The following is a 14949-nucleotide window of genomic DNA, read 5'->3' on the forward strand; positions in this document are numbered from 1 at the left end:
AGGGATGGTTCTTGGTAAAATAAAAACGATTCTTCAGTTTATGAAGAGGAGGAAATAGTAATGAATGCATTACAGCGGATAATAGAAAAAAAGTGGGATCAATATACGAAAGAAGATTTATGGTTTGCCGTTGGTGAAGGAGCATTAAAAATTATTTTAATTCTCATTCTAGCAGCCATAGTAATTAAAGTAGCGAAAACGGCTGTACGTAATTTCTTCCTAATTCGTTCGAAGACTCCCCTTGGTTTCTCTGAACGTCGAGAAAATACACTATTAAAATTAATAGAGAACGTCATCTCCTATGTTGTCTATTTCGTTGCATTAATTAACATTTTAGCTATTTTGACATTTGATATTAAAGGATTAATTGCCGGTGCTGGGGTCGTAGGTTTAGCTATTGGTTTTGGTGCACAAAGTCTTGTGAAAGATGTGATTACTGGTTTTTTTATTATCTTTGAGGATCAATTTTCGGTTGGCGACTTTGTTCGTATTGGTCAATTTGAAGGAACAGTAGAAGAAATTGGTCTTCGGACAACGAAAATCAAAAATTGGACAGGGGAACTCCATATTTTACCGAACGGTTCCATTATAGAAGTCACTAATTTTTCCGTTCACAATAGCGTCGCTGTTGTGGATGTTAGCATTGCATATGAAGAAAATATTAATGAGGCCGAACGAGTAATTAATGAGTTGCTAAAAACTTTGCCTGAAAAATACGAGCAAATTGTGGAACCGCCGCAACTGCTTGGTGTACAAAATTTAGCTGCTTCAGATGTTGTGATGAGAATTACAGCAGAAACGACTCCGATGAACCATTTTGTTGTAGCAAGGCATATTCGAAAAGAAGTGAAAGAATGCTTAGAGCAAAATGGAATAGAAATTCCGTTTCCGCGCCTTGTTATGTATTCTCGGGATGAGCAGGCAGAAGCTGTAGCAAAACAAAGAAAAGAGGGATGATGGATTGGAAAAAGTTTTTAATTTAAATGATGTTGTAGAAATGAAAAAACCCCACCCATGTGGCACAAACCGCTGGAAAATTATCCGTCTTGGAATGGACATCCGCATCAAATGCGAAGGGTGCGGACATAGCGTCATTCTTCCGCGACGAGAATTCACAAAAAAAATGAAAAAAGTGCTAGGTCCCATTGAAAACAGCAGCGAGTGAGGAACGCTGCTGTTTTCTTGTTTGAAGCCTTCTGCTATAATTGGGAAGGGTTTAGGGTAGAGAAAAAATCTTTTGATTTTAAATAGAGGAGTGAAAGAAATGGCATTAACGGCAGGGATTGTTGGGTTGCCGAACGTAGGGAAATCCACATTATTTAATGCGATTACAAAAGCGGGTGCAGAATCAGCGAACTATCCTTTCTGTACGATTGATCCGAACGTTGGAATCGTTGAAGTGCCTGATGAGCGTTTAAATAAATTAACGGAAATGGTAGAACCGAAAAAAACAGTACCAACAGCGTTTGAGTTTACAGATATTGCGGGAATTGTAAAAGGAGCAAGCAAGGGAGAAGGGCTTGGAAATAAGTTTTTAGCTCACATTCGCGAAGTAGATGCGATTTGTCAAGTTGTTCGCTGTTTTGCAGATGATAACATTACTCACGTATCCGGAAAAGTTGATCCAATTGATGATATTGAAGTTATTAACTTAGAATTAATTTTGGCTGACCTTGAATCAGTGGAAAAGCGCTTGGTGCGAGTAGCGAAATTAGCGAAGCAGAAAGATAAAGAAGCTGTCATCGAAAATGATATTTTAGTGAAGCTGAAAGAAGCTTTAGAACAAAATAAACCAGCTCGTACGGTAGAATTTACCGACGAACAAGAAAAAATTGTTAAGCAGCTTCATCTATTAACGAGAAAACCAATGTTATACGTAGCGAACGTTGGAGAAGACGAGATTGCTGATCCATCAGGAAATGAATATTTGCAAAAAGTACGTGAATTTGCTGCCGAAGACAATGCAGAAGTGATCGTCGTTTGTGCTAAAATTGAAGAAGAAATTGCTGAACTTGATGAAGAAGAAAAAGCAATGTTTTTACAAGAGTTAGGTATTAAAGAATCTGGGTTAGATCAATTAATTCGTGCCGCTTACTCTTTACTAGGATTAGCTACTTACTTCACAGCAGGGGTTCAAGAAGTCCGGGCTTGGACGTTCCGCAAAGGAATGAAAGCTCCTCAATGTGCCGGTATCATTCATACGGATTTTGAGCGCGGTTTTATTCGTGCCGAAACGGTTTCTTATGACGATCTTGTGACAGCTGGTTCAATGACTGCAGCAAAAGAAGCGGGGAAAGTTCGTTTAGAAGGTAAAGAATACATCATGCAAGATGGAGACGTTGTTCATTTTAGATTTAATGTATAACGTTGCATCGTCAAAATCATTATGTTATAATTCTATATTGTGAGTAATGAAATACTTACTCCTTGCTCTTTTCAAAAGAAAAAGAGCCGTATAGTCCATGAGGAGGTGAAAGAAAGATGAAAAAGTACGAATTCATGTACATTATCCGCCCAAACATTGATGAGGAAGCGAAAAAAGCTGTTGTTGAGCGTTTTGACGGTATTTTAACTTCTAACGGTGCGGAGATCATCGAATCTAAAGATTGGGGTAAACGTCGTTTAGCGTATGAAATCAACGATTTCCGTGAAGGTTTCTACCAACTAGTACACGCTAACGCTGAAGCTGCAGCGGTTGAAGAATTTGACCGTTTAGCGAAAATCAGCGATGACATTATCCGTCACATCGTTGTTCGTGAAGAAGCAAAATAATATCTTTAAATAAACTATACTTGCTAAATGTTTCACGTGAAACATTTAGCTATAAAGGAGTTGATTCTGATGATGAACCGAGTCATTTTAGTTGGACGTTTAACTAAAGATCCGGACCTTCGTTATACGCCAAATGGAGTCGCTGTTGCTACATTTACATTAGCTGTTAATCGTTCTTTTACGAATCAGCAGGGGGAACGTGAAGCTGACTTCATTAATTGTGTTGTTTGGCGCCGTCCTGCAGAGAACGTAGCAAACTTCTTGAAAAAAGGCAGTTTAGCAGGAGTCGATGGTCGCCTTCAAACTCGTAACTACGAGGGACAAGATGGCCGTCGAGTATATGTAACTGAAGTTCTTGCCGAAAGTGTACAGTTTCTTGAGCCGAAAAGCGCTTCTTCTAATTATGAACAGCGCGGCGGTGACAGCGGCATGTACGGTGGCGGACAAAGGAAACAAGACTTCCCATTTGAGCAACAGAATCAACAACGAAACAATAACTCAGGTTATACACGCATGGATGAAGATCCGTTTGCAAATGATGGTCAGCCGATCGATATTTCAGACGACGATCTTCCATTCTAACTAATAAATAAAGGAGGGACATAAACATGGCAGGACGCAGAGGTGGACGTAAACGCCGGAAAGTATGTTATTTCACAGCTAACGGTATTACACATATCGATTATAAAGATGTAGATCTTTTGAAAAAATTTATCTCTGAACGTGGAAAAATTCTTCCACGTCGTGTAACTGGAACAAGCGCTAAATACCAACGCCGTTTAACTATCGCAATTAAACGCGCTCGTATGGTAGCTCTTCTTCCATTCGTATCTGGAGAATAATTTAAGAGCGTTTGAGCAACAAGGATAATATCCTTGTTGCTTTTTTGTGTTTTAGAAAGAGATTTATATGACGATCATGTACATGATTTGGTAAATAAAAAAATTGAATGCATGTATATATTTATTTTATAAAAATCCGATAAATAGATAAGAAGTATTTTATCTAAACATCGGGTGGTGGGAACATTGAAATCAATTAAAGCTAAGTTAATTATCCCTTTGATTATATTACTTGTCCTGTCGTTTTCAATGATTATTATGTTTACGAACTATCAGACAGAAAAAAGAATGACAAAGGAAATTATTAATCAAACAGAGGTAATGGTTGAAGAAATGAACGAGGCAACACAATTATTTTTAGAACAGCATGAAAAAAGCATCGATTTGCTGTCGGATCATCCTGTCGTATTAACTTATGGAAATGAAATAGTGAAGTCTGGCAATAGTAAACAAAAAGCCTCTTTAGAAAAAGTATTAAGGGATTATTTAGATTCATACGGTGATGTGGAAAATATTTTTTTTGCTACGCCGAAGGGAACGATTGACCTTTATCCGAACTCACTTCCTAAAGATTATAATCCGTTAACGCGAGATTGGTATAAGCAAGCTATAGCGGCGGGTGGAAACATGATTTGGAGTGAACCTTATGTCGATGCAGCTACTGGTGAATATGTGGTTACTATTTCTAGATTAGTGAAGTATCAGAATAAAGCAATTGGTGTACTTGGAGCGGACATTAATTTAACGACATTAACAGAGAAAATTAGCAGTATAAATATTGGGTATAAAGGATATGTGATTATTTTTTCTCAGCAAGGATTAGGTATTGTTCATCCAACAGAGAAAGGGAAAGATTTGAGCAAATATGATTTTGTTCAGAACATATTCAATTCCTCTTCGCCAAAAGGTGTTAACGCTTATCAATTGAAAGGTGAAGATCGTTTTTTTGTCTACAGCACAGTTGAAAACACAGGATGGAAAATTGGAGCATCTTATAAAAAAGAGAATATGCTTAGTTTAGCCAATTCTATTCAACAAACATTGATTTTGACTGGAATGGTTGTTTTAGTGTTAATGATTGGAGCGATTTGGGTAATTTCTGTAAAAATTATAGAGCCAATTAAAGTCCTTCAACAATCTGCTAGAAAAGTAGCAACGGGTGATTTAAGTGTACAAGCAGAAGTGATGACGCGAGATGAAGTAGGAGAGCTTGCTTCTTCTTTCAATGACATGACGAAAAGCATGAAAGAAATTCTTTCAATGGTCAATCAGTCCGCTTCCAATGTGACAGAAGCAGCTGAGAACTTAAGTGCTGTATCAGAGGAAACAAATGCATCCAGTGAGCAAATTGCAGCCGCTATTAATGAGATTGCCAAGGGGGCTGCCAAATCAGCAGAAGAGTCTGCTGAAGCAACGGAACAGGCCCACCATCTTGGTGATCAGATGAATATTATTACGAATCAAGCATCAGAGATGGAGAATGCAGCTAAACAAGCGGAAGAAGCGCATAGAGCGGGTCTTCAGCAAATACAAGAACTTGGTCAATCAAGCATAGAATCGAAGCGATATATTAATGGAATGGAAGAAGTAATTACGGCTTTAGAAACAAAGATTACATCGATTGAGCTTGTAATTCAAACGATTACCGATATTTCTGCTCAAACGAATCTGCTTGCCTTAAATGCCTCCATTGAAGCGGCTCGTGCAGGAGAACATGGAAAAGGTTTTGCCGTTGTAGCCGAGGAAGTTCGAAAGCTAGCGGAGCAATCTGGTCAAGCTACAGATCAAGTAAAAGAGATTATTACCGATATACAAAGCGGATCGCAGCAAGTGGTGAATCAAATGATGAAAACGAAAGCGAATTTTGATCAGCAGACAGCCGTTGTAGAAGCGACAGAAGAAATATTTACTCGCTTATCTTCCTTGGTAGAGGACATGGAAAGTGCTATTAGGAGAATTAATAGTGAAATTTTTGAAGCTGCTGAGGCCAAAAATGAAATGTTGCAAGTGATGGAAGGTATTGCAGCGGCATCGGAACAATCGGCAGCAGCAAGCGAAGAAATTAGCGCTTCTGCTGATGAGCAGCTTCGAGCGATTGAATCGGTAACGAAATCATCAGAAAGTTTAATGGAACTAAGTGTACAATTAAAACAAGCAGTCAATCGTTTTAAATTGAATGAATGAGAAAGAGCACATCGGCTTAGTCGGTGTGCTCTTTCCATTGTAAAGGTAAATAAATAAAATCTTTACAATAACTTTGTATTTTATATAGGTAAAAAACACTATAATGAACGATAGTGATGTAACAGAAAGGTGTGAAAAAACTGAAATCTATTCGATTTAAGTTCATAGTACCTATTTCTTTTTTATTATTCATTTCCTTTGCTTTTATGATTGTGTTTACAGGTGCAAAAGTCGAAGAGAAAACAAAGAAAAATGTATTAGCACAAACAAAAGGAATTGTGAAAGAATTAGAGCATTCTTCTCAACAATTTTTACAAAAATATGATGAGAGTCTTCAGTTATTATCAGAAAGCCAACAAGTCAAAGTATACGGTCAATCGATTAATGCATCTGCTGAAAAGAAAGGTCTAGCTGAAAGAGAGCTTCAGGAGATGTTTAATCAGTATACGCGCTTATATAAAGATGTATTAAATGTATACTTCGCTACACCGAATAAACAATTTAAAATAGTGCCTGCTACTCAATTAAATAATAGCTATGATCCAACAGCCCAAAGCTGGTTTCAATCAGCGGTGAAAGAGAAGAAATCGGCTGTATGGAGCCAGCCGTACGAAAATGAGACAGGCCATTATGTGATTACCGTATCAAAGGCAATATATAGTGGAAAGAACTTAATTGGAGTTGTAGGGGCAGATATTAATTTAACAAGTCTAACCAATCATATCAATGATTTAGATATTGGATATGAAGGATATCCTGTTATTATGGCGGAAAGTGGAGATGCAATTGTCCATCCAACAGAAAAAGGAAAAAAACTAACAGGACAACTTTTATTTAAACGTGCAATGACGAATAAGGGAGATAATGGAATAGCGTTAGACCAAGGGGAAAAGCATTTATTTGTTTATCAGAGGGTGAATGATACGAACTGGACAGTGGGAGCCGTGTTTAACGAAGAAGCACTGATCAGCGTCTCCAAAGAGATTCGAACGATACTATTCCTTACCGCTCTGTCCATTTTGGTGGTGATGGTCAGCGTTATTTATTACTTATCAGCTAAAATAACAAAACCGATTGAGCAATTAAATCGATCGGTTAGTGAAGTAGCAAAAGGTCATTTACATACTAAAGTGGAGATAAAAGGAAGAGATGAAGTGGCACAACTAGGCTGTAATTTTAATCATATGATGGACAGTATGAGAAATATTATTAAAGTAGTCTCACAATCAGCAAAAAATGTGAAAGAATCTGTTCATGAGTTACAAACAACGACACAATTATCGGCTGCTTCAAGTGAACGAACGGTTTATGCTATTAACGAAATTGTTGTTGAGTCGGCTAGCTCCGCAAATAAAGCTAAATCTGCTAAAGAGCTCTCCACAGATTTAAGTGAAATTATTAATGCTGTTTCTGAGAAAACAGAAAAGATGGCGACTTTTGCAGTAGATGCGGATCGCGCGAATCAGCGAGGAGTGCATCATATTGACTCTCTACAGCAATCTAATGATCTGTCGCAACAGTTTATTGATTCAACAGAAGAAGTGATTATCGAGTTAGGGACGGAAATTCAACAAATTGAAAAAATTATTTATACAATTACTGATATCTCAGCTCAAACGAATATGTTAGCTTTAAATGCGAGTATTGAAGCTGCTCGAGCAGGGACTTACGGACAAGGGTTTTCAGTTGTTGCTCAGGAAGTTCGCAAGCTTGCTGAACAATCTAGCCAGGCAGCGCAAGAAATTCAAGAGATGATAGAAATGATTTTACAAGGCTCCAACAAGGCAGTGAGCCACATTGTCCAAACAAAGAAAAATTTCACCGAACAAACAAAAGCTGTTAAACAGACCAATCAAATTTTTGAAAACAACTCCATACTAATGAAAGATATGAAAGAACTAATCCATTCACTACATCTTGATATGCGACAAGTAGGAGTTAGAAAAGATGAACTGCTTGATTTATCTAGTTATATGGCGGCGCTTTCCGAGCAGACGGCAGTAGCCTGTGACAAAGTAAATAATCATACGGAGGAGCAATTACATACTGTACAATCTGTTAAAATTTCCATTGACCGGCTGAACGAATTGAACCGAGAGCTTCAGCAATCTATTCAGCGTTTTCGTGTTCAGAATCAAGAAGATGAATTGGTGAACTAAGTTGGTATCAATCATATGTTTTGACACTCGCTTTCTGTTTTTTACAGCGGAGTGAGTGTATTTTTTGTGTAAACGATAAGTCAACATCGATTCACTACCGTTCATCGTGTTTTCTTTATCTCATGCGGTTCGCTCCAGTTCATACGTCGCTAAACGGTGCCTTCCACTTTTCTTTAGTTGAAGGAAGGAGGAAAGGAGGATAAAATAGTAAGGATAATGATCATTTTTTATGTTAGGATGAATGATTAGGAATTTGTGTTAGCTATTACTTAATGAGGTGTTTGAGTGGAAAAGAAAAAAGTATTAAATGAAGGAATGTGGATGTTAGCCTTGTTTGTTATTCTTTTATTGGTATCTATCTACGTTCCGGGATTGTCGATTATATCTAGCTTATTTCTTGTCCTTCCTTTTTTGGTGTTTAGCGCTAAATATTCAATGAAATCGTCTGTGATTTTTGGATTCATTAGTTTGCTGGCAGCAAGTGTGGCAGGAGGATTAGGTGCCGTACCGTTAGCCTTTCTTTTTGGCTCGACTGGAATTGTGATGGGGAGTATGCTCCGTAAGAAATTAGATAAGCTGTCTATATTTATGGCAGGAAGTCTCGTGTTTTTGTTGAATATTGTTTTGTTATACGTATCCATGATTATAGTGACAGGAGTCAATATGGCAACAGAAATGAACGAAGCGTTTAAGCGTTCTTTTCAGGAATCGATGGACTTGATGAAAGAGATGGGGCAGCCATTGCCGGAAGAAGCCGCGAAACAGGTGCAGGAAGGATTCGCCTTTTTCTATGCTTTAACGCCTAGTTTATTTGTTTTATTTGCTATCACAGCTGTATTTTTATTTATGGTTGTGAATTTTCCTATATTAAAAAAGTTCAAAGTGGATGTACCTCGTTTTCAGCCATTTCGGATGTGGAAAATGCCTAAAAGCATTTTATGGTATTATTTAATTTTGTTGCTTTTGAGCTTTGTTGCTGTTCCAGAAGTAGGCAGTTTATGGTATTCAGCCTATGTAAATTTGATGTTTATGCTACAATTTTGTTTAATTATACAAGGGATCTCTTTCATTTATTTCCTTGCTCATGTCAAGAAATGGTCAAAAATTGTACCCATTATTTTAACGATTTTTTCAATTCTCTTTCTTCCGCTTCTTTATCTGGTAAGATTATTAGGTATAATTGACTTAGGTTTTGATTTGCGACAGCGCCTTCAACAAAAACTATAATTTGCGGGTTTACTTTTAATTTTAGGAGCTGAAATGATGCTTTCTTACTACAGTCGGCAGAGGATTCAACTTCTGCTATACGGAATCATGTCGGTTTTATTTCTTGTATTAGTTGTGCTTGCTTTTTATAACTGGGTTGCGGCGTTAGTTGGCTTCATAACGGGTGCCATTGCTTTTTTTCTCTTACTGAAAGCAGAAAAGAAGATTCATGAAGAAATTGAGTTATATGTAACGAATCTTTCGAAAAGGGTGCGTCGAGTCGGAGAAGAAGCAGTCATGGAAATGCCAATTGGGATCCTTCTATATAACGAAGAATATTACATAGAATGGGCAAATTCTTTTCTGTTGTCCTATTTTCAAAAGGAGACATTGGCAGGGGATTCTTTATATGAGGTGGCAGAAGCAGTCATTCCCATTATTAAAAATGAAAAAGGCGATATCATTCAGTTAAATGAACGGGAATTTAATGTGGTAATCAAGCCGAAAGAGAAACTCCTCTACTTCATTGATATTTCAGAAGAGATGAAGGTGGCCCGAAAACAAGAAGAAGAACAGACAGTATTGTCGATTATTTACTTAGACAATTACGACGATTTAACACAGGGGATGGATGATCAGACCCGCAGTCATTTAAATAGTATGGTTACCTCTATTTTGAATAATTGGGCAAAAGAGTATGGCATCTTTTTAAAACGCATTTCTTCGGAACGTTTTTTTGCAGTGCTGAACCAAAAAATCCTGCATAGACTCGAGGAAACGAAATTTTCTATTTTAGATGAAGTGCGAGAAAGTACAGCTAAGCAAGCTGCTTCCTTAACATTAAGCATCGGTGTAGGGCAGGGAGAAATGTCTTTGCCGGAGCTTGGAGATTTAGCGCAATCCAGTTTAGATTTAGCGCTTGGCCGCGGCGGCGATCAAGTAGCTATCAAGCAATTAAATGGAAAAGTGAAGTTTTATGGCGGGAAAACAAACCCTATGGAAAAGCGAACGCGTGTCAGAGCGCGTGTCATTTCGCATGCTTTAAAAGAATTAGTCATGGAAAGTGATAAAGTCATTGTCATGGGGCATAAATATCCTGACATGGATGCAATAGGGGCTGCTATGGGGATTCGGCGCGTGGCAGAAATGAATGATCGTGAAGGGTATATTGTTCTTAATACTTCAGAAATTGATACAGCTGTTAAGCGGTTAATGACAGAGGTGAAGAATTATTCCGATCTATATTCTCATGTGATTACGCCAGAAGAAGCTTTAGATATCGCAACAGATGATACGCTGCTTGTTATTGTTGATACACATAGACCTTCCTTAGTCATTGAAGAAAAGCTTCTGAATAAAATGGAAAAGGTTGTGGTGATTGATCATCATCGTCGCGGGGAAGAGTTTATTAAGAATCCGTTGCTTGTTTATATGGAGCCTTATGCTTCATCTACAGCGGAATTAATTACTGAACTGTTGGAATATCAGCCGAAAGTGAAGAAAATTAATAGGCTAGAGGCGACGGCTTTATTAGCTGGAATTGTCGTCGATACGAAAAGCTTCTCGCTTCGAACGGGATCACGAACGTTTGATGCGGCTTCTTATTTAAGAGCGCATGGAGCAGATACGATTCTTGTTCAAAAGTTTTTGAAAGAGGACATTGATACGTATATTCAACGGTCACAAATCATTGAAACCGTTTATTTTTATCGCGATGGTATTGCCATTGCGAAAGGAAACGACTACTCTGTGTATGATGGTGTCATGATTGCACAAGCAGCTGATACCCTCCTGACTATGGATGGGGTACAAGCTTCATTTGTCATTGCCTACCGTGAAAAAAATATAATCGGGATTAGTGCCCGTTCACTAGGAGATGTGAATGTTCAAGTAATCATGGAGCAACTAAACGGTGGAGGCCATTTATCCAATGCCGCCACGCAAATGAAAGAAACAACCGTTGCTGATGCAGAAATTCAACTGCAAAAAGCAATTGATGAATTTTTTGAAGGAGGTCATGAAGAATGAAAGTTATTTTCTTACAAGACGTAAAAGGAAAAGGAAAAAAAGGGGAAGTGAAAAATGTAGCGGATGGTTACGCTCATAACTTTCTGATCAAAAATGGTTTAGCTGTGGAAGCGACAGCCGGCAACCAAAAAACGTTAGATGCACAAAAAAGAAAAGAAGCCGAGCTTGCTAAGCAAGAACTAGAAGACGCGAAAAAATTAAAAGAAGTGGTTGAAGCGTTAACAGTAGAAGTTGCTACAAAAGCAGGAGAAGGCGGCCGCTTATTCGGTTCTGTAACGACGAAGCAAATTGCTGATGAACTGAAGAAAACACATAACATTGCTATTGATAAGCGCAAAATGGATCTGCCGGATGGCATTCGGGCGTTAGGTTACACAAATGTACCTGTAAAGCTTCACAATGAAGTATTTGCCACATTAAAAGTTCATGTAACAGAAGAAAAATAATCTGTTTCATGCTAAAATAATAAGGTTGAAAAAATGTGATCGGATTGTTCTGGTCACATTTTTTTATCAACGAGATTGTTCTTTAAGGGAGAGGTAAGCGATGAGCGATGTTATGACTGATCGGATTCCGCCGCAAAGTATTGAAGCGGAACAGGCTGTTCTTGGAGCCATTTTCTTAGAGCCATCCGCTTTAACGGTTGCTTCTGAGATTTTGATACCAGAAGATTTCTACCGTACCGCCCATCAAAAAATATATAATCATATGCTGAGGCTCAATGATCACGGAAAAGCGGTGGATGTAGTGACCGTGACGGAAGAGCTGGCAGCTGTTAAAGATTTAGAGGATGTCGGCGGCGTCATCTATTTAACAGAATTAGCTGAGTCTGTTCCGACAGCAGCCAATATTGAATATTATGCTCGAATTGTCGAAGAAAAATCGCTTTTGCGCCGATTAATTCGCACAGCGACTCATATTGCACAAGAAGGTTATAGCCGGGAAGACGAAGTAGATGCTTTATTAAGCGAAGCGGAAAAAAGCATCATGGAAGTGGCGCAACGAAAAAATACAAGCGCCTTTCATAATATTAAAGATGTTCTTGTACGCACCTATGATAACATTGAAATGCTTCATAATCGGAAAGGCGATGTCACTGGGATTCCAACAGGGTTCGCTGAACTAGACAGCATGACAGCAGGATTTCAGCGCAATGATTTAATCATTGTAGCAGCTCGTCCTTCTGTTGGTAAAACCGCTTTTGCCTTAAATATCGCTCAAAACGTAGCCACTAAAACAGATGAAAATGTAGCGATCTTTAGCCTCGAGATGGGGGCTGAGCAGCTAGTCATGCGTATGCTTTGTGCGGAGGGAAATATTAATGCACAAAACTTGCGGACGGGTTCCTTAACTGATGAAGATTGGCGCAAGCTGACAATGGCTATGGGCAGTTTGTCTAATTCAGGCATTTACATTGATGATACGCCAGGTGTCCGTATTGGAGAAATTCGTTCGAAATGTCGTCGCTTAAAGCAAGAGCAAGGGTTAGGTATGATTTTAATTGATTACTTGCAGCTGATTCAAGGAAGCGGTCGTGCTGGTGAAAACCGTCAGCAGGAAGTATCCGAAATTTCCCGTTCACTAAAGGCGCTTGCTCGTGAGCTTGAGGTTCCTGTTATTGCTCTTTCGCAGCTATCCCGTGGTGTAGAGCAGCGGCAAGACAAGCGTCCGATGATGTCTGACATTCGGGAATCTGGATCGATTGAGCAAGATGCAGATATTGTTGCCTTTTTATATCGAGACGATTATTATGATAAAGAATCAGAGAACAAAAACATTATCGAAATTATTATCGCGAAACAGCGGAATGGCCCAGTTGGAACCGTTCAGCTGGCATTTGTGAAAGAGTATAATAAGTTTGTGAACTTAGAGCGGCGGTTTGATGAAACAGGATAAAGCATATAAGAGACCAGCAGTTTAAGCAAGAGACTGCTGGTATTTATTGTTTTACCGAACGAATTTACAATAAATTCACAAAAATGTTCGTGTTTCACGTTTGACTTCTTTTACTTTAACCTGTTAAAATAAAAGATGCTTGAAATAAAGAAATTTATGGACCCTTCGGAGGTGCTTATACATGTCGTCAGTAGTAGTAGTAGGAACACAATGGGGCGATGAAGGAAAAGGGAAAATCACTGATTTCCTTTCAGAAAACGCAGAAGTAGTTGCGCGTTATCAAGGCGGTAACAACGCGGGACACACGATTAAATTTAACGGTGTTACGTACAAATTGCATTTAATTCCATCAGGTATTTTTTATAAAGATAAAATTTGCGTGATCGGTAATGGAATGGTTGTAGATCCTAAAGCATTAGTTCAAGAGCTGAAATATTTACATGATCAAAACATTTCTACAGATAACTTGCGCATCAGTAACCGTGCTCATGTTATTCTTCCTTATCATTTAAAAATTGATGAAGTCGAAGAAGCGCGCAAAGGCGATAACAAAATCGGTACAACGAAAAAAGGAATCGGTCCAGCTTACATGGATAAAGCCGCACGTATTGGTATCCGCATGGCTGACCTTTTAGATCGCAAAGCATTTGAAGAAAAATTAGCTCGCAACTTAGAAGAGAAAAATCGTTTGCTTGAGCGCTTCTATGAAACAGAAGGCTTCAAGATGGAGGATATTCTTGATGAGTATTATGAGTATGGCCAACAAATTAAACAATACGTTTGTGATACATCTGTTGTGTTAAACGATGCATTAGATGAAGGTCGCCGTGTATTATTTGAAGGTGCTCAAGGCGTAATGTTGGATATCGACCAAGGTACATATCCATTCGTTACATCTTCTAACCCAGTAGCAGGTGGAGTCACAATCGGCTCTGGTGTAGGTCCAACGAAAATCAATCACGTTGTCGGTGTAGCTAAAGCATACACTAGTCGCGTAGGAGATGGCCCATTCCCAACAGAACTTCATGATGAAATCGGCCATCAAATTCGCGAAGTAGGCCGCGAGTATGGTACAACAACTGGTCGTCCGCGCCGCGTTGGCTGGTTTGACAGTGTTGTTGTTCGTCACGCTCGCCGTGTCAGCGGTTTAACAGATCTTTCTCTTAACTCAATCGATGTACTGACAGGTATTGAAACATTAAAAATCTGTGTGGCTTACCGTTACAAAGATGCAGTCATCGAAGAGTATCCAGCGAATTTAAACATTTTAGCTGAATGTACGCCAATTTATGAAGAACTTCCAGGCTGGACAGAAGATATTACTGGCTGCAAGACATTAAATGATCTTCCAGTCAATGCTCGTCACTATGTAGAGCGTGTATCTCAATTAACAGGTATTCCATTGTCTACATTCTCTGTAGGACCAGACCGTAACCAAACAAATGTGGTTCGCAGTGTTTGGGCACAAAGATAATATAAACATCACCGGCTTCTTAAAAAAGAGAAGTCGGTTTTTTTAGTTTGTCAGACCATCTGTTGTTACACTATATAAATCTAAATTGATTGTCTGACATCATCACATCCTATTTAGTTAGAAAAATCAACGGCGTATCCAAATAAACATTCTTATATCGATTTAATAAGTTAAACATATATAGAAATTGTACTCTAGCAAGTTCTATTTCTAGTGTGAAACTTTTTTCGACATATTTTTTAAAAAACTATTGTCAGAGTGATAATGCTATGATAATATTAACAACGTTGCTAACAACAAATAATATTTAGAGCCATTAGCTCAGTTGGTAGAGCATCTGACTTTTAATCAGAGGGTCGAAGGTTCGAGTCCTTCATGGCTCACCATT

At 38.5% G+C, this 14949-nt stretch carries 13 protein-coding genes, 1 tRNA gene and 1 pseudogene; all 15 read left to right on the top strand.

What is annotated here, in order from left to right:
• Positions 1-60 precede the first annotated feature (60 nt).
• The 15 genes and pseudogenes from IRB43_RS13360 to IRB43_RS13425 all read left to right on the top strand — a co-directional run bounded on the left by IRB43_RS13360 (position 61) and on the right by IRB43_RS13425 (position 14947).
• Positions 61-957, top strand: coding sequence for a mechanosensitive ion channel family protein (locus IRB43_RS13360; protein WP_203363992.1), 897 nt, complete (start codon positions 61-63; stop codon positions 955-957).
• Positions 958-961: 4 nt separating this feature from the next.
• Positions 962-1165 carry a DUF951 domain-containing protein gene (locus IRB43_RS13365; RefSeq protein ID WP_275296778.1) on the top strand — a complete coding sequence of 68 codons (204 nt, stop codon included), beginning with the start codon at positions 962-964 and terminating at the stop codon, positions 1163-1165.
• A gap of 99 nt (positions 1166-1264) precedes the next feature.
• On the top strand, positions 1265-2365 hold the full coding sequence (gene ychF / locus IRB43_RS13370) for a redox-regulated ATPase YchF (protein ID WP_203363993.1): 1101 nt from the start codon (positions 1265-1267) through the stop codon (positions 2363-2365).
• A gap of 116 nt (positions 2366-2481) precedes the next feature.
• Positions 2482-2772 (top strand): 30S ribosomal protein S6, encoded by a 291-nt coding sequence (rpsF, locus tag IRB43_RS13375; protein WP_203363994.1) that lies wholly within the window; start codon positions 2482-2484, stop codon positions 2770-2772.
• A gap of 69 nt (positions 2773-2841) precedes the next feature.
• Positions 2842-3354 (top strand): single-stranded DNA-binding protein, encoded by a 513-nt coding sequence (gene ssb / locus IRB43_RS13380; RefSeq protein ID WP_203363995.1) that lies wholly within the window; start codon positions 2842-2844, stop codon positions 3352-3354.
• Positions 3355-3380: 26 nt separating this feature from the next.
• Positions 3381-3614 carry a 30S ribosomal protein S18 gene (gene rpsR / locus IRB43_RS13385; RefSeq protein ID WP_203363996.1) on the top strand — a complete coding sequence of 78 codons (234 nt, stop codon included), beginning with the start codon at positions 3381-3383 and terminating at the stop codon, positions 3612-3614.
• 288 nt (positions 3615-3902) lie between these two features.
• Positions 3903-4847, top strand: a pseudogene (locus IRB43_RS18285) (cache domain-containing protein); the annotation flags it as partial.
• A gap of 27 nt (positions 4848-4874) precedes the next feature.
• Entirely contained in the window at positions 4875-5798 is a 924-nt protein-coding gene (locus IRB43_RS18290; protein ID WP_481748152.1) for a methyl-accepting chemotaxis protein, read from the top strand.
• A 131-nt stretch (positions 5799-5929) separates the two neighbouring features.
• Complete coding sequence (locus IRB43_RS13395) at positions 5930-7957, top strand: methyl-accepting chemotaxis protein (protein WP_203363998.1); 2028 nt, start codon at positions 5930-5932, stop codon at positions 7955-7957.
• A 285-nt stretch (positions 7958-8242) separates the two neighbouring features.
• Positions 8243-9184 carry a DUF2232 domain-containing protein gene (locus IRB43_RS13400; protein ID WP_203363999.1) on the top strand — a complete coding sequence of 314 codons (942 nt, stop codon included), beginning with the start codon at positions 8243-8245 and terminating at the stop codon, positions 9182-9184.
• Positions 9185-9220: 36 nt separating this feature from the next.
• Complete coding sequence (locus tag IRB43_RS13405; RefSeq protein ID WP_203364000.1) at positions 9221-11191, top strand: DHH family phosphoesterase; 1971 nt, start codon at positions 9221-9223, stop codon at positions 11189-11191.
• A complete protein-coding gene (rplI, locus tag IRB43_RS13410; protein WP_203364001.1) occupies positions 11188-11637 on the top strand; it encodes a 50S ribosomal protein L9 in 450 nt (149 codons plus the stop codon). The genes IRB43_RS13405 and rplI overlap by 4 nt, the downstream gene beginning before the upstream one ends.
• Positions 11638-11737: 100 nt before the next feature.
• The gene (gene dnaB, locus IRB43_RS13415) at positions 11738-13087 is read left to right on the top strand and encodes a replicative DNA helicase (RefSeq protein WP_203364002.1); all 1350 of its coding nucleotides are present in this window, start codon (positions 11738-11740) and stop codon (positions 13085-13087) included.
• Positions 13088-13268: 181 nt separating this feature from the next.
• Complete coding sequence (locus IRB43_RS13420; RefSeq protein WP_203364003.1) at positions 13269-14561, top strand: adenylosuccinate synthase; 1293 nt, start codon at positions 13269-13271, stop codon at positions 14559-14561.
• 310 nt (positions 14562-14871) lie between these two features.
• Positions 14872-14947, top strand: a tRNA-Lys gene (locus IRB43_RS13425).
• The last annotated feature ends 2 nt before the right edge of the window (positions 14948-14949 follow it).

The sequence above is a fragment of the Bacillus sp. REN10 genome, from assembly GCF_016820555.1.
In the GTDB taxonomy this organism is placed as follows: domain Bacteria; phylum Bacillota; class Bacilli; order Bacillales; family Domibacillaceae; genus Bacillus_CE.